The following is a 16,760-nucleotide window of genomic DNA, read 5'->3' as shown; positions in this document are numbered from 1 at the left end:
GGGAGTCCTGCTTTCGAAGGGGGTTCGGGGCCGGGTCAGCTGCCGGTGCCGCGGTAGGCCCGCAGCCCGGCGCGCCAGGCCAGCCCGGCCGCCACCAGTGCGAGGACGGCGGCGATCGGCGAGGCGTACTGGAAGGCGGTCGGCAGGCCGAGCGGGTCGGGCCGGTCGAGGATCCGCAGCGCGGGCAGCCAGTTGACGAATGCCAGCGGGACGCCGAACACGGTGCCCGCCACCAGCTCCTTGGCGAAGACGGTCGGCGGGTAGTGCAGCACGGTGGCGCCGCCGTAGGTGAAGGCGTTCTGGATCTCCTTGGCCTCGCCCCACCAGAACTGGAGGGTGGCGAAGCCCACGAACACCGCGGCGAAGATCGCCGTGCCGCAGACCAGCAGGGACGGGACGAGCAGCACCCGGTCCCAGGTCCAGTCGACGTCCAGGGCGGCCAGCGACCAGCCCAGCACCCCGACCGCCTGCACCGGCCGGCCGATCCGGCGCAGCGAGAAGCGCTCGGCGCAGACCTGGGCCAGCGCCGGGGCGGGCCGGATCAGCATGGTGTCCAGCGTGCCCGCCCGGATCCGCTGGCCCAGTCCGTCGACGCTGCCGACCAGCAGGTTGGCCATGCCGAGCGCGAAGCCCGAGGTGCCGTAGAGGAAGCCGAGCTCGGGCAGCGTCCAGCCGCCGAGCCGGTCCGTGTGCCGGAACATCAGGATCACCACGACGAAGTCGAGGAAGGTGATCACCAGGTTGGCGACGAGCATCAGCACGAAGGACGCCCGGTAGGACATCGTCGCCCTGGTCCACATCGCGGCGGTGAGCCACCAGGCGCGCAGCGCCCAGCGGGTCCGGGCGAGCAGGCCCCGCTCGGTCGGGAGCGGACCGGTGGAGAGCGGGTCGTTCGGGAGCGGGTCGCCTCCGGCGGGCGGGGCCGCGGCGCGGGCGAGGGCCGGCTCAGCCACCCTGGACCACCACCTTGCGGGTCGCGAGCAGTTGGACGCCCCGGCCGAGGAGGACCAGCCCGAGGCCCCAGACGAGTTGGAAGCCGAGCGCACCGAGCAGCGCGGCCCCGGTCGAGCGCTCCAGGAAGACGTCGGTCGGCACCTGGATCAGCGCGGCCCACGGCAGCACCGGCGCGATCTCGCCGAGCAGGCCGGGGAAGAGGGCCAGCGGCAGCAGCATCCCGGAGAAGAACATCGACACCACCAGCATCACCGAGCGCACCCCCTCCGAGTCGTGCAGCCAGAAGCCGGTGAGCGAGACGAGGAAGCGCAGCCCGAAGCTGACCACCACCGCGAGCAGCACCGACAGCAGGAAGTACAGCCAGGTCAGCGGGTGTTCGGGCAGCCGGACCCGGAAGACCAGCGCCCCCGCCAGCATCGGCAGGGTGCCGCGGGCGAGCAGGTGGTAGCCGGCCCGGCCGAGGTCGGTGGCCAGCCACCAGCCCTGGAAGTCCACCGGGCGGTAGAGGTCGATGGCGATGTCGCCGCTGCGGAACCGGTCCTGGACGTCGTCCTGGAAGCCGCCGCCCCAGACCGCGACGGTGACCAGCAGCGCCTGGCTGACCCAGATGTAGGTGACGGCGGCGCTCTGGTCGTAGCCGCCGAGGCCGGGCCGGGCCTGCCAGAGGGCGACGAAGGTGTAGGCGAGGATGAAGCCGAAGACGGTGTTGGTGAAGGCCCCGGCCAGGGTGGCGGCCCGGTAGGTGGCGTAGCGGCGGAAGGCTCCGCGGGCGATGGCGAGGTAGAGCGCCACCGCGGCGCCCGGACCGCTGGCGGCGCCCGCGTGATGTGGAGCACCACGGGGATCGGGATCGGGATCGGGAGGGTGTCGGAACCGCGACTCGGCGGGAAGAGCGTTCGACATATTATCTCCTTGTCGACAAATAGGAGCGGGTAGATGTCCCCGGGGACACCGGCGCACGCGGACCGGCCCCGGCCGACCCCACCCGGGGGAGTGCCGGGTCAGGCGGGCGGAGCTGCCCGAACTGGGTGCGCTATGTGGTTCGCACCTTTCACCGTACCTCCGGCGATCTTCCCGCGCACCCGGTTATTCCAACGCCTGATCACGGGTCAAATAGCACATAATCGCGGCATGACCTTGAGGGCAGACCACAGCACCCGGCGCAGCGCCAGACGGGCCGCCCGCCGCGAAGCCCGCCGCGCCAAGCCGCTGTGGCGCCGGCTCCTGCCCACCTGGCGGGTCACCCTCGGCGCGCTCACCGCGACCCTGCTGCTCGCCGTCGGCTCCTTCGCCGTGCTCTACCTCATCGTCCCCGTGCCCGACGCCAACGCCCACGCCGTCGCCCAGAACAACATCTACCTCTACGCCGACGGCACCACCGAGATCGCCCGCACCGGCGCCGTGAACCGCACCGACGTCACGATCGACCAGATCCCGCTCGACACCCGGCACGCCGTCGTCTCCGCCGAGGACCGCACCTTCTACCGCAACGGCGGCATCGACCTGAAGGGCATGGTCCGGGCCGGCTGGAACACCCTCACCGGACGCGGCACCCAGGGCGGCTCCACCATCACCCAGCAGTACGTCAAGAACTACTACCTGACGCAGGACCAGACCATCGAGCGCAAGGGCCGCGAACTCTTCATCGCGCTCAAGGTCGACCAGCAGCGCAGCAAGGACCAGATCCTCACCGGGTACCTCAACAGCAGCTACTTCGGCCGGGGCGCCTACGGCATCCAGAGCGCCGCCCACGCCTACTACGGCACCGACGTCTCCCGCCTCACCCTCCCCCAGGGCGCCTACCTCGCCGCGCTGCTCCAGGCCCCCAGCGCCTACGACGTCAAGACCGCCACCCCCGCCAACCGCGAGAAGGCCGTCGCCCGCTGGAACTACACCCTCGACGGCATGGTCCAACTCGGCTTCCTCAGCCCGGCCGACCGCGCCGCCACCACCTTCCCCGACCCGATCGACCCCCAGCCCGCCACCGGGCTCAAGGGCCAGTCCGGCTACCTGGTCGGCGTCGCCGACGACTACCTCGTCTCCGCCGGCATCATCGACGCCGCCACCCTCAAGTCCGGCGGCTGGCGCATCACCACCACCTTCGACAAGCCCCGCCAGGACGCCTTCGTCCAGGCCGTCCAGCAGGAACTCACCGCCGAACTCGACCCCGTGGCCCGGCCCGCCACCGACACCGACGTCCGGGTCGCCGGCGCCTCCGTCGAACCCACCACCGGCCGGGTCGTCGCCGTCTACGGCGGCCCCGACTACGCCAAGCAGCCCTACAACGACGTCCTGCGCCAGGACAACCAGATCGGCTCCACCTTCAAGGCCTTCGACCTCGCCGCCGGCCTCACCTCCGGCCGCAGCAGCGGCGACGGCCGCCCGATCACCACCGAGACCCGCTACGACGGCACCAGCGAACGCCCCGTCACCGGCGGCCCCACCCCGTACGCCCCGCCCAACGAGGACGGCATCGACTACGGCAGCATCACCCTGCGCTACGCCATGGTGAAGTCCGTCAACTCGGTGTACGCCCAGGAGGGCGTCGACGCCGGACTCGCCCACGTCCGCGACACGGCCGTCCGGCTCGGCATCCCCGACAACGTCCCCGGCATGGACCCGGCCAACACCTCGATGACGCTCGGCACCGCCACCCCCAGCGCCCTCAACCTGGCCGGCGCCTACGCCGGCCTCGCCAACCACGGCCAGACGTACGCCCCCTGGTCGGTCGGCAAACTCGAACGCGTCAACTCCGGCGGCGCCATCGACGTCCCCAAGATGCCTGAACACGTCCCCACCAGCGCCCTCGACCGGGGCGCCGCCGACGCCGTCACCGACGTCCTGCGCGACGTCGTCAGCACCCGCGGCACCGGCGCCGCCGCCCTCGACCTCGGCCGCCCCGCCGCCGGCAAGACCGGCACCACCGACTCCAACCTCTCCGCCTGGTTCGCCGGCTTCACCCCCGAACTCGCCACCACCGTCGGCCTGTTCCGGGAGAACCCGAAGACCCACGCCAAGGAGCCGCTGTCCGGCACCGCCGGCTACGAACGGATCAACGGCGGCGCCTTCCCCACCCGGATCTGGACGGCCTACATGGCCGACGCCCTCGACGGCACCGACGTCCAGCGCTTCGACCTCCAGACCGGCCGCGGCACCACCCAGACCGGCGGGCCGACCGGCAGCGGCTCACCCACCCCGTCGCCGTCGCCCAGCGCCACGGCCACCGCCACCACCACGCCGACGCACACCCCGACGCCGTCCGCCCCCGCCCCGCCCAGCCCCAGCAGCCGGCCCACCGAGACGGTGCCGGCGCCCAGCCCCGAGGCCCCCGCCCCGACCGGCACCCCGGAACAGCCGCCCGCGCCCACCAACCGACCCACCGCGCCGCCGCGGCCGACGCACACCCCGACCGCGCCCCCGAGCACCCCGCCCCCGGCCGGCGACACCAGCACCCCGCCGACCCGCCCGGCCACCGCCCAGCCCCCCGCACCGGCCGACGGACACCCCGCCGGACAGGCCCCGTAGCGCCCGGAGCCCAGAGCCCTCTATCGGCGCCCCCAGGACCTCAGGACCTCTCAGGACCTCAGGACACCAGCTCCCGCTCCAGCGGCGTCCGGAACCGCGGCGTCACCCGCACCTGGCCCAACCAGCCCGCCAACCGCGCCGCCTCCACCTCGACCGCCGCCCGCGCCTCGGCCCCGGCATCCGCCAGGAACCGCCACACCAGCTCACCGTCCGGGCGCTGCGCCCAGCCGCCGACCACCCGGCCGCACCACCAGAGCGTCGGCCCGGCGTTGCCCGCCCGGTCGAACAGCGCCGGCACGTCCTCAGGCCGCAGGTACCACTCCCGCCCGCGCCAGCCCATCACCGTCGGATCCAGCGCCGGCAGCAGCGCCGCCCACGGCTCCGGCTCCGCCACCGGCCCGTCGTCCCCCGGCAGCACCAGGCCCGCCACCGCGCCGGCCAGCACCACCTCCACCGCGCCGACGTCCCCCAGCGCCCTGCGGGTGTCCCCCAGCGTCCAGCCCGTCCACCACTTCACGTCCTCGACCGTCGCCGGACCGTACGCCGCCAGCCAGCGCCGGACCACCTCGGCCTTCGCCTCCCCCACCGGCACGTCCGGCCACTGCGGCACCGGCGCCCACGGATAGCTGCTGCTCAGCCACGAACCGCGCGGCCGGGAGCGCCGCACGTGCCCGTCCGAGGCCAGCAGCCGCAGCAGCCGGCTGCCCACGCTCTGCCGGGCCTCGTACGGCTTGCCCTGCGCCATCAGCATCGTCTCGCGCAACGCCGGCACGTCCTCGGCGAGTTCGGACGTCGTCGCCTCGCCCCGCACGGCCAGCGCCGCCAGCACGGCCCGCTCCGTCGCGGCCAGCCGCGGCTCGTCCCACCCCTCGGCGAACTCCCGCAGGTGCTTCACCAGCGTGGCCCGCTCCTTGACCGCGATCGCCCGCGCCGCCGCGGAGCTGACGTACGGGGCGAACTCCTCCGTCACCGCGAAGAGGGTGCGCCGCATCGACAGCAGCTTCACCAGCGAGACGTCCTCGTACAGCGCCCGCTCGACCTCCGCCGCCGAGGGCTCCGCCAGCCGCGCGCAGGCCGACAGGTAGACCGTCGCCGCGTCCGTGGCGTGCAGCCCGACGACCGCGTCCGCCACCTCCTCCACCCGCGCCGCCCGCTCGGCCCGCGCCAGCAGGTGCCGCCGCCCGACCCGGGCCCGGCGCTGGTCGTCACCGATCGAAGGCACTCCGCCCGAAGGCACACCGCTGCTCATGCCCGGACCCTACTGCCGGCCCCCGACAACCGCCCGGACACGGCGTTGCGGGCCGCCGCGCCCTCGGCGCGCCGACCCGCCCGGAAAGCCCTCACGGGGTGCCCGGCCCGGGTCCTCAGAGGTACAGCCCGGTCGAGCCCTCCGCGTCGCCGAAGCGCATCGCGGCCACCGCGTGCAGGTCACGCTCGCGCAGCAGCACGTAGGTGGCGCCGCGGACCTCGACCTCCAGCTTGTCCTCCGGGTCGTACAGCACGCGGTCACCGGGCTCCACCGAGCGGACGCTCTGGCCCACCGCGACGGCCTCGGCCCAGGTGCACCGCTTGCTGAGCTCCGCGGTGGCCGGGATGAGGATGCCGCCGGTCGAGCGGCGCTCGCCCTCACTGCCCTCGGTCTTCACCAGGACGCGGTCGTGCAGCATCTTGATCGGCAGCTTCTCGCCCAGCCGGTCGTGGCGCGGCGGGTCCTGCTCGGGGGAGGTGGTCCGCTGGGTCGGTTCGTCGTTCGTACTCACGACCCCGAAGGTACCGCTCCGCGGCGCCCCGCGTGACCCCGGACCGGCATCCGGCGGGCCGGGTGCGGTGGCACCCGGCCCGGCAGGACCCCGCCCCTCAGCCCTTGCGGCGCTTGCGGGCCGAGGCGACCAGCAGCACCAGGCCCACGCCGACCAGCGCGGCGGGCACGATCCGCTCCTTGCGCGGCTGCCCCTTCTCGTCCACGAACTGCGCCCTGGCCTGCTCGACCAGCCCGCTGGCCGCCACGTACACCCGGCCGGCCTTCTCCTCCACGGAGGCCACGGCCTTCGCCTTGACCTGGGCCGTGATGGTGCTCGGGTGGACGCGCATGGCGAGCTCGTCCAGGGTCGCGGCCAGCTGGGTGCGGGTGCGGGTGATGTCCGCCTCGATCTGAGCCGTCGTCCGCGCCGACTTGTCCTTCGTGCTCGCCTCGCCCACTCGGGCCACCCCAATTCACTGATGTTGTCCTGTGCGACTGACCCAGTTTGTCAGCTGCCGCCCCGGCCCGCGCGGCCCCACCCACCATCGGAGGTAAGTTGACCGTGGTACGACCACCCGTCCACGCACCAGGAGAGTCCCCCGTGAGTGAGCGTCTCCAGCCCGGCGACACCGCACCCGCCTTCAGCCTGTCCGACGCCGACGGCAACCAGGTGTCCCTCGCCGGCCACCTCGGCCGGAAGGTGATCGTCTACTTCTACCCCGCCGCGCTCACCCCCGGCTGCACGAAGCAGGCCTGCGACTTCACCGACAACCTGGAGGTCTTCGCGGGCGCCGGGTACGACGTCATCGGCATCTCGCCGGACAAGCCGGAGAAGCTGGGCAAGTTCCGCGAGGCCGAGGACCTCAAGGTCACCCTGCTCTCCGACCCGGAGAAGGAGGTGCTGGAGGCCTACGGCGCGTTCGGCGAGAAGAAGCTGTACGGCAAGACCGTCACCGGTGTGATCCGCTCGACCGTGATCGTCGACGAGCACGGCAAGGTCGAGCACGCCCTGTACAACGTCAAGGCCACCGGCCACGTCGCCAAGCTGCTGCGCGACCTCAAGGTCGAGGCGGCCTGACGGCCGCCCCCTCGGGGGCGGAAACGAAGCGGTGGCGGCGCACCCCCCGACCGGGTGCACCGCCACCGCGTCTCTCACCTCAGCGAGCCACGCTCATCGGATCGACCGATCAGCAGGCCCCGAGGTCGCTCCAGACACCCCACGAGCCACTGGCACTGGGGTCGTCGCCCTTGGTCCACCACTTGTTCTGGTAGTAGTGCCCCTTCCAGGACACCTTGGTGGTGGACGCGTAGGTGGTGCCCGCGTCCCAGCCCGGCGCGCCCGTGCAGGCACCCGAGGTCGGGGTCGCGGTCGGGGTCACCGTGGGCGTCACGGTCGGCGTGACGGTCGGCGTCACCGTGGGCGTGACCGTCGGGGTCACGGTGGGCGTCACGGTCGGCGTGACCGTGGGCGTCACGGTCGGGGTGACCGTCGGCGTCGCGGTCGGCGTCGCGGTGCCGCCGCCCGTGCTGCCGCGGGTCAGGTCGCCCTTCAGGCCGTACAGCGTGCCGGCGACGTTGACCGTCCAGTTCGACGGCGTCGAGACCGGCAGGTAGTAGACGAAGTCCAGGTCCACCGAAGCGCCCGGCGCCAGCGACTGCCAGCCCGGCAGCTTCACCGAGACGCGGTTGTAGGTGCCCTTGAGGCCGCCCACGTTGCCCGGACCGGGGTTGTCCTGCTTGATGACGGTCAGCCCGAACCCGGACTGGTCCTTGGCGTTGCCCGGGGCCGAGTTGCTGTAGTCGAACTGGAACTCGGTCCCGCCCGGCAGGGTCAGCGTCGAGTTGTTGACGATGTGGATCTTCGGGTTGATCGGGTAGTTCGAGTCGCCCAGCGCGAAGTTGGTGAACGACACGTCGACCGGCAGGGTCTGCTGCGGCAGCGCGATCGTCGAGCGGGTCGCGTTGTACGGCGAGGCCGCCTTGAACTTGTCGTACATCAGCGAGGTCAGCGTCGAGCCGGGCACGTACTGGCCCTTGCCTCCGTTGGCCGCCGCGTCCCACCTGTAGTCGCCCGCGAGCTCCCAGATCATCGCGCCGCCGGCGCCCTGGTTGACGATGTAGTCCGCCTTGGCGGCCACCGACTGCTCGTCCTCGGTGGAGAGGAACACCTTCTTGGTGTCGTTCCACAGCCACGGCGCCACCAGGGTGGAGCTGTAGTTGCGGGTGTAGGTGCCCTGCAGGGCGGTGTCGGTCACGCCGTACTTGGAGAGGTAGTCGGGCACGATGCCCTTCTCCAGGTTCTTCGCGTGCCACATCGGGTTCGAGCCCGCCGGGGACTCCTTGCCAGCGTCGTCCTTGTCGTTCCAGATGTTGTCGATGCCGACCGCGCCGTCACCGCACGAGGTCAGCCCGGCGCCCACCGGGCAGGTGGTCGCGGACGCGGTGCCCCAGAGGCCGTTGGTCCCGCCGGTGACGTTCTTGAACCCGCGGGTGTAGTACGGCAGGCCGACGTTGATCCGGCCGCCCGGCATCGAGCCGCGGAAGTAGTGGTACGACCAGTCGGCGTTCAGGTAGCCGATGCCGCCGTACTGGCCGGTGCCGTACACGTTGGCCGCCGCCAGCTCGCCGTCCTTGCCGTCGTCGAACAGCGAGGCGTTCGGGCCGACGTACTTGTTCCAGGCGCCGTGCAGGTCGTACGACATGATGTTGACGTAGTCCAGGTACTGCGCGATCTGGAAGGTCTCCATGCCGCGCAGCAGGTAACCGGACGACGGGGCCGCGACCGAGAGCAGGTAGTGCTTGCCGTCGGCGGCGCCGGCCCGGTCCAGCTTCTCGCGCAGCGTCTTCATCAGCGCCGCGTAGCCCTTGGCCAGCGAGGCCCGCTTGCCGTTGGCGAGCTGCCAGTCCAGCGGGTTGCCCGCGTCCTTCATCGAGGTCGGGTACTCGTAGTCGACGTCGACGCCGTTGAAGCCGTACTTCTTGATGAAGTCGACCGAGGAGTTGGCGAAGGCGTCGATGCCCGCCTGGTTGACGCTGCCGTCCGGGTTGACCGTCAACGAGTAGAAGCCGCCGGAGTTGACGCGCTTGCCGTCGTCGCCGAAGTACCCGCCGGTCTCGGTCCAGCCGCCCACCGAGATCATGGTCTTGACGTTCGGGTGCTGCTTCTTGAACTTCGTCAGCAGGTTGAAGTGGCCCTTGTAGGGCAGCGACGGGTCCAGCTCGGCGCCGGGCACGCCCGGGAAGGAGATCCCGGTCGCCTCGTTCTTGTCGTTGTCGGTGCCGACCGAGATCTTGTTGTCGCTGCCGACGTGCCCGAACGCGTAGTTCAGGTGGGTGACCTTGTCCCAGGGGATGTCGCTCACCAGGTAGGGCGGGGTCCCGTCCTTGCCGGTACGCCAGCCGGTGAAGTAGCCGATGACGCGGCGCTGGTGGTCCGCGCCCATCTTCTCGCGGCCCTCGGTGTCGTAGACGCTGCAGTACGGGACGTCCACCCCGGGCGTCTGGTACATGCCGTCCGGCCGACAGGCCGCGTTGTCGACGGTGGCGGACGCCTGCGAGGGCGCCGCACCCAGCGTCGCCATCAGCAGGCCGGCCAGGCCGGCGGCCGCCAGCGAGGCCATGCCCGCCCGGGCGGCCGGGTTCTTGGAATGCCGGGCAGCGGTGGGACGCCGCTCGGCCGTGCTTCGGATCAACACTCGGTCCTCCGGGAGAGAGTGTCGGCGCATGCCTGTGGGGGAGCACGCACGTGGGGGAATGCAGATTGGCGCTGAAGCTATGTGGTCTGAACCACAAAGGTCAATAGGTCTGTACCAATTGGTAATCAAATCCCCAACAACACCGGTCGAACGGCCGATACCCGTCGGTCAGCCGTCCGCATGCCGACGACTGTGCCGGGCCACCCGGACCCGCGTCCCACAGGCCGTCGAACACCACGCCCGACGCGCGTGCCGCTGCAGGAAGAACAGGATGCAGCCCGGCGCCGGACAGGCCCGCACCAGCTCCCGCCGATCCCCCGTCAGCAACTCCACCGCCGCCTGCGCCACCCGCCCCAGCAGCACCGCCCCACGCTCCCCCGCTGCCGTCCGGTGCACCCCCCGGGCGGCCGCCCCCGGCCCCAGCTCCACCCACCCCGGCGCCGCCCGCACCGCCGCGTTCACCACCGCCACCTCCGCCGCCCCCGCCGGCTCACCCGCCACCACCGCCGTCAGCACCGCCCGCAGGGCCCCGCGCAGCTCCAGGAACGCCGCCAGCTCCGCCGGCCCCGGCGACCCGGCCGGGACGCTCGCCAGATCCAGCTCGACGGCGTGCCGGTCCACCCAGACCGCCAGGTCCGACGGCTCCACCAGAACGTCCACCAGGTGCCCGCGCAGACCACCCCGCACGAAGGTGCTGTTCACCAGATCCAGCGCGAGATGCTCACCGCCGACCGGCATCTCGTCCACCGCGCCACGCTCCACCATGCCCATGCCTAACGGTAACGCCACTTGCCACCGGTTAGCCAAGCCCTGCAGACTAACGCTTGCCTGCCGTCTCAAGCGTTAGGAAATGCCTTCGCCATGACCCTTTCCAGCCAAGCCCCCGCCCGACCCGCCCCCACCGCCGTCCTCACCTCCACCGCCACCGCCGTCACCGCCCTGCTCACCCTCGCCGCCCTCGGCACCCTCACCCGCCAACCCCTCCTCATCCCCCCGCTCGCCGCCTCCATGGCCCTCATCGCCGGCGCCCCCGCCCTCCCCCTCGCCCAACCCCGCAGCGTCATCGGCGGCCAACTCGTCTCCGCCCTCACCGGCTACGCCGTCCTCGCCGCCACCACCCCCGCCTACTGGTCCGCCGCCCTCGCCGGCGGCCTCGCCCTCGGCGCCATGACCCTCGCCCGCACCCCCCACTCCCCCGCGGCCGCCACCGCCGTCATCGTCACCCTCACCGCCCCCGACCCGACCCGCTTCCTCCCCCTCCTGCTCCTCGCCACCCTGCTGCTCACCGCCACCGGCCTCGCCGCCGCCCGCCTCACCCGCCGCACCTACCCGACGTACTGGTGGTGACCCCGTAACCACCCCGCCCCCCACTCGTTCGCCCCCACGGGGGACGGGCGCACACAGGCCCGAAGGGGGACGACCATGCCGGTCAAGTACACCCGTGAGCTGCTGGCCTCACTCGCCGCCGAGTCGACCAGCGTGAACGACATGATGCGCAGGCTCGGCGTGCCGATGGCGGGCGGCACCCACAGCTACCTCAGCAAGCGGCTGCGGCACTACGGGATCGACACCACGCACTTCAACGAGGGCCGCCCCGACTACGGGCGCCGCCGCTACCCGCGCGAAATCCTGGCCGAAGCCGCGGCCCACAGCGACAGCATCAACGCGATGATGGCCCACCTCGGCGTCACTCCGTACGACAGCCTCTACTCGTACCTGAAGCGGCGCTTGGTCGAATTCGGCATCGACACCACCCACTTCACCTTCAGGGGCGACGGCCGCGACAGGGTCGGGGCCGTCGCCAAGGGCGCGCTGGAACACGCCGTGGCAGAACACCGCAGCCTCCGCGGCGTGATCCTCGCCCTGGGGATGGTCGACTGCGGCAGCTCCCGGACGCTGCTGCGGGAGAGCATCGCGTTCCACCGCCTCGACACCTCCCACTTCACCGGTCGGGCCCACAACAAGGGCCGGAGGACCGGACCGCGACGCACGCCCGCGGACCTGCTCGTCCGACGCCCGCCGGGGAGTCAGCGAGTTCCGGGCGACCGCCTGCGGGCGATGCTCGTGCACATCGGGCACCCCGACGTCTGCGAGATGTGCGGCGCCCCGCCGACCTGGCTCGGACACCCCATGACCCCGGAGGTCGACCACATCAACGGCGACTGGCTCGACAACAGGCGGGACAACCTCCGCCTGCTCTGCCCCAACTGTCACTCCATCACGCCGACCTACTGCGGCCGGAACAGGAACCGGAACACGCCGCCGGAGGCTGCCGCCGCGTAGGAGGACCCACCGCCGGAAAAGGTGCGGCCTGCTGGACGGGGAGCCGGTAGGCTGGACCTGGCATGCGCCCGTACTCCAGCTGGCTAGAGAGATACGGTTTAGGTCCGTAGTGTCGTGGGTTCGAGTCCCACCGGGCGTACCCAGCGAAACGGCCCTCTCCCCTTCGAATCGAAGGCGAGAGGGCCGTCGTCGTTCCCGCGGCTTCTCAGCCCAGCAGGTCCTTCAGGACCGGGGCCAGGGCGCGGAAGGCCTTGCCGCGGTGGCTGATGGCGTTCTTCTCCGCCGCCGTCAGTTCGGCGCAGGTGCGGGTCTCGCCCAGGGGCTCCAGGATCGGGTCGTAGCCGAAGCCGCCCTCGCCGGCCGGGGCCGTCCGCAGGGTGCCGAGGAGGCGGCCCTCGACGACGCGCTCGGTGCCGTCCGGCAGGGCCAGGGCGGCGGCGCAGAAGAAGTGGGCGCCGCGGTGCTCCGGGGCGATGTCGCCGAGCTGGGCCAGCAGCAGGTCCAGGTTGGCGCGGTCGTCGCCGTGCTTGCCGGCCCAGCGGGCGGAGAAGATGCCGGGGGCGCCGCCGAGGACGTCGACGCAGAGGCCGGAGTCGTCGGCGACCGCGGGCAGGCCGGTGGCCTGCGCGAGGGCGTGTGCCTTGAGCAGCGAGTTCTCGGCGAAGGTGACGCCGGTCTCGCGGACGTCCGGGATCTCCGGGTAGGCATCGGCGCCGACCAGTTCGACGTCGAGGCCGGCCTCGCCGAGGATGGCGCGGAGCTCGGCGACCTTGTTCCGGTTGCGGGTGGCGAGAATCAGACGGGTGGACATGAACCCACCCTAACCGGACGTCAGCCGGTGCAGACCTGGGTGAGGTTGCCGGCGGCGTCGCCGAGCGGCTTCAGGTCGGGGGCCTGCTTGTCGTTGATGGCCTGCTGGACCTTGCCGACCTGGGTGTTGAGGTCGGTGATGGCCTTGGCGACGTCGGTGTTCTTGGAGTTCTTGCCGAGGTCGTCGAGGTCGTTCTTGAGCTTCTGCAGGGCCTGGCCGGCGGCGGCCGAGTCGTTGCTGGCGTTGTTGAAGGCGGTGGTGACGTCGCTGATGTCCCCGGTGATGCGGACCGCCGTGTTGCCGCAGTCGAGCGCCTTCTGGGCGGCCGAGCAACTGACGGCGCTGAGCGGGAGGATGGCGATCAGGCCGGCCACGGCGAGGGTGGCGGGGCGGGCGATGCTCTGGGGCATCCGGTCCTCCTGGGTGCGCGGGTTCCGGAACGGAATGACGCGCCCCCGGGGGTGCGCGGTTCCCACAACGGGGTGCTGCGGGAACCGTAAGGGCTCCGGGCCCGGCCTGTACAGCGCTGGTGTCGCGGTTCGGCCACGCGCCGGAGCCCCTTCGGGCACCGGTGGCGGGCTCAGCCCTCCAGGGCCTTGCGCTGGATCTCGTCCAGCTCGGCGCAGCCGAGGGTGCCGAGGTCCAGGAGCTGGTCGAGCAGGGCGCGGTCGAAGGGGGCGCCCTCGGCGGTGCCCTGGACCTCGACGAAGCGGCCGTCGGAGGTGCAGACGATGTTCATGTCGGTCTCGGCGCGGACGTCCTCCTCGTAGCGGAGGTCGAGCGTCGGGACGCCGTCGATGATGCCGACGCTGACGGCGCTGACGCCGCCGGTGAGGGGCTGGCCCTTGGCGCGGAGGATCTTCTTCTCGCGGGCCCAGGAGACGGCGTCCGCGAGGGCGACGTAGGCGCCGGTGATGGCGGCGGTGCGGGTGCCGCCGTCGGCCTGGAGGACGTCGCAGTCGAGGACGATGGTGTTCTCGGCGAGGGCGCGGTGGTCGATGACGGCGCGCAGCGAGCGGCCGATGAGGCGGCTGATCTCGTGGGTGCGTCCGCCGATGCGGCCCTTGACGGCCTCGCGGTCGCCGCGGGTGTTGGTGGCGCGCGGGAGCATGGAGTACTCGGCGGTGACCCAGCCCTCGCCGCTGCCCTTGCGCCAGCGCGGGACGCCTTCGGTGACGCTGGCGGTGCACAGCACCTTGGTGTCGCCGTAGGAGATGAGGACGGAGCCTTCGGCGTGCTTGCTCCAGCCCCGCTCGATGGTGATGGGGCGGAGCTGGTCGGGGGTGCGGCCGTCGATGCGTGACATAGGCACCGAGCGTAGTCGGTCCGGTCGGATGGTTCCGGCAGGGTCGGACGGGTCGTCGGCGGTGCCCGGCGGGCCCGTGGCGGGGTGCCCGAACGGTTGTGCCCGGTGCGCCGGACGGCGCCGGCCCGCCGCCCACGGGGGGCGGCGGGCCGGGTGGTGCCGAGCCTGGTGGTGCCGAGCCTGGTGGGCTCAGCTCACATCATGTCCTCGATGTCGGCGGCGATCGGGTCGGCGTCGGTGCCGATGACGACCTGGATCGCGGTGCCCATCTTGACGACGCCGTGGGCGCCGGCGGCCTTCAGCGCGGCCTCGTCGACGAGGGAGGCGTCCTTCACCTCGGTACGCAGGCGGGTGATGCAGCCTTCGACCTCTTCGATGTTGTCGATGCCGCCCAGACCGGCGACGATCTTCTCAGCCTTGCTGGCCATCTGATTTCTCCCTCTGTCTCGGCCCGTCGGCTGCTCTGCCGGGTGCCGTCCTGCGCTGTGCGGGGTGCCCCGGCCGCCGGCCGGGGTCGTCGCTGTCGGTGCTGACGCGGGTTCAGCTGCCGTCGCGCTGCGCCGCAGCGCGACCAGCATCACCCGAGTTGGACCGATCTGCCACGTTAGTCCACTTTTGGCCCATTCCGGCGCGCACGGTCTGGATCTTCGTCCGAGGATGACGATCAGCGGGGCCTCTGCCCCGGTGCGCGCGGCCTGCCTCCCAAAGTGGTCTACACCAATATATGTGTACTCCGATGAACGCAGGAAGCGCCCCGGGTGTTCCTGAGCCCCGTCCGAGGGTCCCCCAGGGGGCCAGCGCTCGGCAACTGCTCTCGGAGGGCGAAGGATGAGTTCGGCAGGCGCCACAGCCCCGCGGACCACGTGGTGGCACACCTTCTACGGCGGACTCCAGAAGATGGGCCGCTCGCTCCAGCTGCCGGTCGCCGTGCTGCCGGCGGCGGGCATCCTCAACCGGCTCGGACAGCCCGACGTGTTCGGGAAGGACGGCCTCGGCTGGGACGACGTCGCCAAGGTGTTCGCGGCGGCCGGCGGCGCTCTGCTGGACTCCTCGCTCGGCCTGCCGCTGCTGTTCTGCATCGGGGTCGCGATCGGCATGGCCAAGAAGGCGGACGGCTCCACGGCGCTGGCGGCCGTGGTGGGCTTCCTGGTCTTCTACGCCGTGCTGCACGCCTTCCCGGAGGACTGCAAGCTGCCGACCGTCCTGGTCGGCAACCAGTGCGTGGACTTCACCTCGGCCAAGTCGGCCGCCGCGACCTACCAGAACCCGGGCGTCCTGGGCGGCATCCTGATCGGCCTGCTGTCGGCGTGGCTCTGGGTGCGCTACCACCGCACCCGGCTGGTCGACTGGCTCGGCTTCTTCAACGGCCGCCGGCTCGTCCCGATGATCACCGCCGTGGTCGGCATGCTGCTGGCGGTGCTGGCGGTCTGGGCCTGGCCGCCGATCGGCCGCGCCTTCAACGACGTGAGCCAGTGGCTGGCCGACCTGGACGCGGGCGGCGCCGGCATCTTCGGCGTGGCCAACCGCGTACTGCTGCTGATCGGCATGCACCAGTTGCTGAACACCTTCGTCTGGTTCCAGTTCGGCGACTTCACCAAGCCCGACGGCATGGTCGTGCACGGCGACATCCCGCGCTTCCTGGCCGGTGACCCGACGGCGGGCCAGTTCACCTCCGGTTTCTTCCCGATCATGATGTTCGCCCTGCCGGCGGCGGCGCTGGCGATGGCGCACGCGGCCAAGCCGCACCGCCGCAAGGAGATCTACGGGCTGATGCTCTCGGTCGGCCTGACGTCCTTCGTGACCGGCGTCACCGAACCGATCGAGTACTCCTTCGCCTATGTCGCGCCCGCGCTGTACGCGGTGCACGCGCTGCTGACCGGCGCCTCGATGGCGATCACCTGGGCGCTCGGGGTGCACGACGGGTTCAGCTTCTCGGCCGGCCTGATCGACTACGCGATCAACTGGAGCCTGGCCACCAAGCCCTGGCTGATCATCCCGATCGGGCTCTGCTTCGCCGTCGTGTACTACGCGCTCTTCCGGTTCATCATCGTGAAATTCAACATGAAAACACCCGGACGCGAGGACGACGACGAGGTCGAGGACGTGACCAAGGCATAAACCGAGCGTCACCGGACGCCCGCCGGAATAGGCCCTCGGACCCTTGGCCCGAGGGCCTTCGGCATATTCGTGAAAGGACGATGGTCCCGGCCGGAAAACCATTCCCGGACCGGTCCGGGAAATTCGGCGACCGGCCCCGCCGCCGACGGGGCGCCGGGCCGGCACCCGGCGCCCGACGGCCCGGGGCCCGGCCGGGACAGGGCCTCGGCGCCCCGGCGGCGGCCGGACGGGCGGTCGCCGGCGAAGCCGGCGCCCCGGGTGGGGGGAAGATCACCGCCGCCGCGCGGCGCACCGCGCGGCAATGCGTCACCGTACTCGCCCACCGGC

General features: G+C 71.9%; 16 protein-coding genes and 1 tRNA gene. 6 read left to right on the top strand and 11 right to left on the bottom strand.

The annotated features are described in order from the left end of the window. Positions 1-35 precede the first annotated feature (35 nt). Both ACZ34W_RS21805 and ACZ34W_RS21800 read right to left on the bottom strand, forming a co-directional pair. The gene (locus ACZ34W_RS21805) at positions 36-953 is read right to left on the bottom strand and encodes an ABC transporter permease (RefSeq protein ID WP_442906795.1); all 918 of its coding nucleotides are present in this window, start codon (positions 951-953) and stop codon (positions 36-38) included. Beyond that, a complete protein-coding gene (locus ACZ34W_RS21800; protein ID WP_329487815.1) occupies positions 946-1,746 on the bottom strand; it encodes an ABC transporter permease in 801 nt (266 codons plus the stop codon). Before ACZ34W_RS21800 ends, ACZ34W_RS21805 begins: the two co-directional genes overlap by 8 nt. Positions 1,747-2,085: 339 nt before the next feature. On the opposite strand from ACZ34W_RS21800, the gene ACZ34W_RS21795 reads away from it, so the two are divergent. After that, positions 2,086-4,479: a transglycosylase domain-containing protein gene (locus tag ACZ34W_RS21795; RefSeq protein WP_465606294.1), complete on the top strand. Its 2,394-nt coding sequence runs from the start codon at positions 2,086-2,088 to the stop codon at positions 4,477-4,479. A 58-nt stretch (positions 4,480-4,537) separates the two neighbouring features. On the opposite strand, the gene ACZ34W_RS21790 is transcribed toward ACZ34W_RS21795, so the two are convergent. The 3 genes from ACZ34W_RS21790 to ACZ34W_RS21780 all read right to left on the bottom strand — a co-directional run bounded on the left by ACZ34W_RS21790 (position 4,538) and on the right by ACZ34W_RS21780 (position 6,678). Further along, entirely contained in the window at positions 4,538-5,728 is a 1,191-nt protein-coding gene (locus ACZ34W_RS21790) for a winged helix DNA-binding domain-containing protein (RefSeq protein WP_465606292.1), read from the bottom strand. A 115-nt stretch (positions 5,729-5,843) separates the two neighbouring features. After that, a complete protein-coding gene (locus ACZ34W_RS21785; protein WP_057237824.1) occupies positions 5,844-6,146 on the bottom strand; it encodes a GroES family chaperonin in 303 nt (100 codons plus the stop codon). A 190-nt stretch (positions 6,147-6,336) separates the two neighbouring features. Further along, positions 6,337-6,678, bottom strand: coding sequence for a DUF3618 domain-containing protein (locus tag ACZ34W_RS21780; protein ID WP_329487818.1), 342 nt, complete (start codon positions 6,676-6,678; stop codon positions 6,337-6,339). Between the two features lie 143 nt (positions 6,679-6,821). Here ACZ34W_RS21780 and bcp point away from each other — a divergent pair, with 143 nt between their 5' ends. After that, positions 6,822-7,298, top strand: coding sequence for a thioredoxin-dependent thiol peroxidase (gene bcp, locus ACZ34W_RS21775; protein ID WP_465606290.1), 477 nt, complete (start codon positions 6,822-6,824; stop codon positions 7,296-7,298). Positions 7,299-7,407: 109 nt separating this feature from the next. Here bcp and ACZ34W_RS21770 read toward each other — a convergent pair whose 3' ends face one another. Both ACZ34W_RS21770 and ACZ34W_RS21765 read right to left on the bottom strand, forming a co-directional pair. After that, a complete protein-coding gene (locus ACZ34W_RS21770) occupies positions 7,408-9,840 on the bottom strand; it encodes a chitinase C-terminal domain-containing protein (protein ID WP_465606405.1) in 2,433 nt (810 codons plus the stop codon). Between the two features lie 243 nt (positions 9,841-10,083). Beyond that, entirely contained in the window at positions 10,084-10,704 is a 621-nt protein-coding gene (locus ACZ34W_RS21765) for a CGNR zinc finger domain-containing protein (protein ID WP_329487820.1), read from the bottom strand. A gap of 72 nt (positions 10,705-10,776) precedes the next feature. On the opposite strand from ACZ34W_RS21765, the gene ACZ34W_RS21760 reads away from it, so the two are divergent. The 3 genes from ACZ34W_RS21760 to ACZ34W_RS21750 all read left to right on the top strand — a co-directional run bounded on the left by ACZ34W_RS21760 (position 10,777) and on the right by ACZ34W_RS21750 (position 12,337). Beyond that, a complete protein-coding gene (locus tag ACZ34W_RS21760) occupies positions 10,777-11,262 on the top strand; it encodes an HPP family protein (RefSeq protein ID WP_465606288.1) in 486 nt (161 codons plus the stop codon). Between the two features lie 75 nt (positions 11,263-11,337). After that, entirely contained in the window at positions 11,338-12,198 is an 861-nt protein-coding gene (locus tag ACZ34W_RS21755; RefSeq protein ID WP_465606286.1) for an HNH endonuclease, read from the top strand. A 64-nt stretch (positions 12,199-12,262) separates the two neighbouring features. Beyond that, positions 12,263-12,337, top strand: a tRNA-Leu gene (locus tag ACZ34W_RS21750). 66 nt (positions 12,338-12,403) lie between these two features. Here ACZ34W_RS21750 and rdgB read toward each other — a convergent pair. The 4 genes from rdgB to ACZ34W_RS21730 all read right to left on the bottom strand — a co-directional run bounded on the left by rdgB (position 12,404) and on the right by ACZ34W_RS21730 (position 14,743). Continuing rightward, positions 12,404-13,009, bottom strand: a complete 606-nt coding sequence (gene rdgB / locus ACZ34W_RS21745) for an RdgB/HAM1 family non-canonical purine NTP pyrophosphatase (protein ID WP_465606284.1) — start codon at positions 13,007-13,009, stop codon at positions 12,404-12,406. A gap of 20 nt (positions 13,010-13,029) precedes the next feature. Beyond that, positions 13,030-13,419, bottom strand: a complete 390-nt coding sequence (locus ACZ34W_RS21740; protein WP_329487824.1) for a hypothetical protein — start codon at positions 13,417-13,419, stop codon at positions 13,030-13,032. A gap of 170 nt (positions 13,420-13,589) precedes the next feature. Then, complete coding sequence (gene rph / locus ACZ34W_RS21735; RefSeq protein WP_465606282.1) at positions 13,590-14,315, bottom strand: ribonuclease PH; 726 nt, start codon at positions 14,313-14,315, stop codon at positions 13,590-13,592. A 194-nt stretch (positions 14,316-14,509) separates the two neighbouring features. Beyond that, the gene (locus tag ACZ34W_RS21730; protein ID WP_030060521.1) at positions 14,510-14,743 is read right to left on the bottom strand and encodes a PTS sugar transporter subunit IIB; all 234 of its coding nucleotides are present in this window, start codon (positions 14,741-14,743) and stop codon (positions 14,510-14,512) included. Positions 14,744-15,143: 400 nt separating this feature from the next. On the opposite strand from ACZ34W_RS21730, the gene ACZ34W_RS21725 reads away from it, so the two are divergent. Further along, complete coding sequence (locus tag ACZ34W_RS21725; RefSeq protein WP_352293185.1) at positions 15,144-16,433, top strand: PTS transporter subunit EIIC; 1,290 nt, start codon at positions 15,144-15,146, stop codon at positions 16,431-16,433. The last annotated feature ends 327 nt before the right edge of the window (positions 16,434-16,760 follow it).

The organism is Kitasatospora sp. NPDC022856 (assembly GCF_055561235.1).
This window is presented reverse-complemented; position numbering and strand designations above follow the sequence as displayed.

Coding starts and splice junctions, on each gene's coding strand:
- ACZ34W_RS21795 (WP_465606294.1), top strand. CDS start 2,086: ATGACCTTGAGGGCAGACCACAGCACCCGGCGCAGCGCCAGACGGGCC.
- ACZ34W_RS21790 (WP_465606292.1), bottom strand. CDS start 5,728: ATGAGCAGCGGTGTGCCTTCGGGCGGAGTGCCTTCGATCGGTGACGAC.
- ACZ34W_RS21785 (WP_057237824.1), bottom strand. CDS start 6,146: ATGCTGCACGACCGCGTCCTGGTGAAGACCGAGGGCAGTGAGGGCGAG.
- ACZ34W_RS21770 (WP_465606405.1), bottom strand. CDS start 9,840: ATGGCCTCGCTGGCGGCCGCCGGCCTGGCCGGCCTGCTGATGGCGACG.
- ACZ34W_RS21760 (WP_465606288.1), top strand. CDS start 10,777: ATGACCCTTTCCAGCCAAGCCCCCGCCCGACCCGCCCCCACCGCCGTC.
- ACZ34W_RS21755 (WP_465606286.1), top strand. CDS start 11,338: ATGCCGGTCAAGTACACCCGTGAGCTGCTGGCCTCACTCGCCGCCGAG.
- rdgB (WP_465606284.1), bottom strand. CDS start 13,009: ATGTCCACCCGTCTGATTCTCGCCACCCGCAACCGGAACAAGGTCGCC.
- ACZ34W_RS21740 (WP_329487824.1), bottom strand. CDS start 13,419: ATGCCCCAGAGCATCGCCCGCCCCGCCACCCTCGCCGTGGCCGGCCTG.
- rph (WP_465606282.1), bottom strand. CDS start 14,315: ATGTCACGCATCGACGGCCGCACCCCCGACCAGCTCCGCCCCATCACC.
- ACZ34W_RS21730 (WP_030060521.1), bottom strand. CDS start 14,743: ATGGCCAGCAAGGCTGAGAAGATCGTCGCCGGTCTGGGCGGCATCGAC.
- ACZ34W_RS21725 (WP_352293185.1), top strand. CDS start 15,144: ATGAGTTCGGCAGGCGCCACAGCCCCGCGGACCACGTGGTGGCACACC.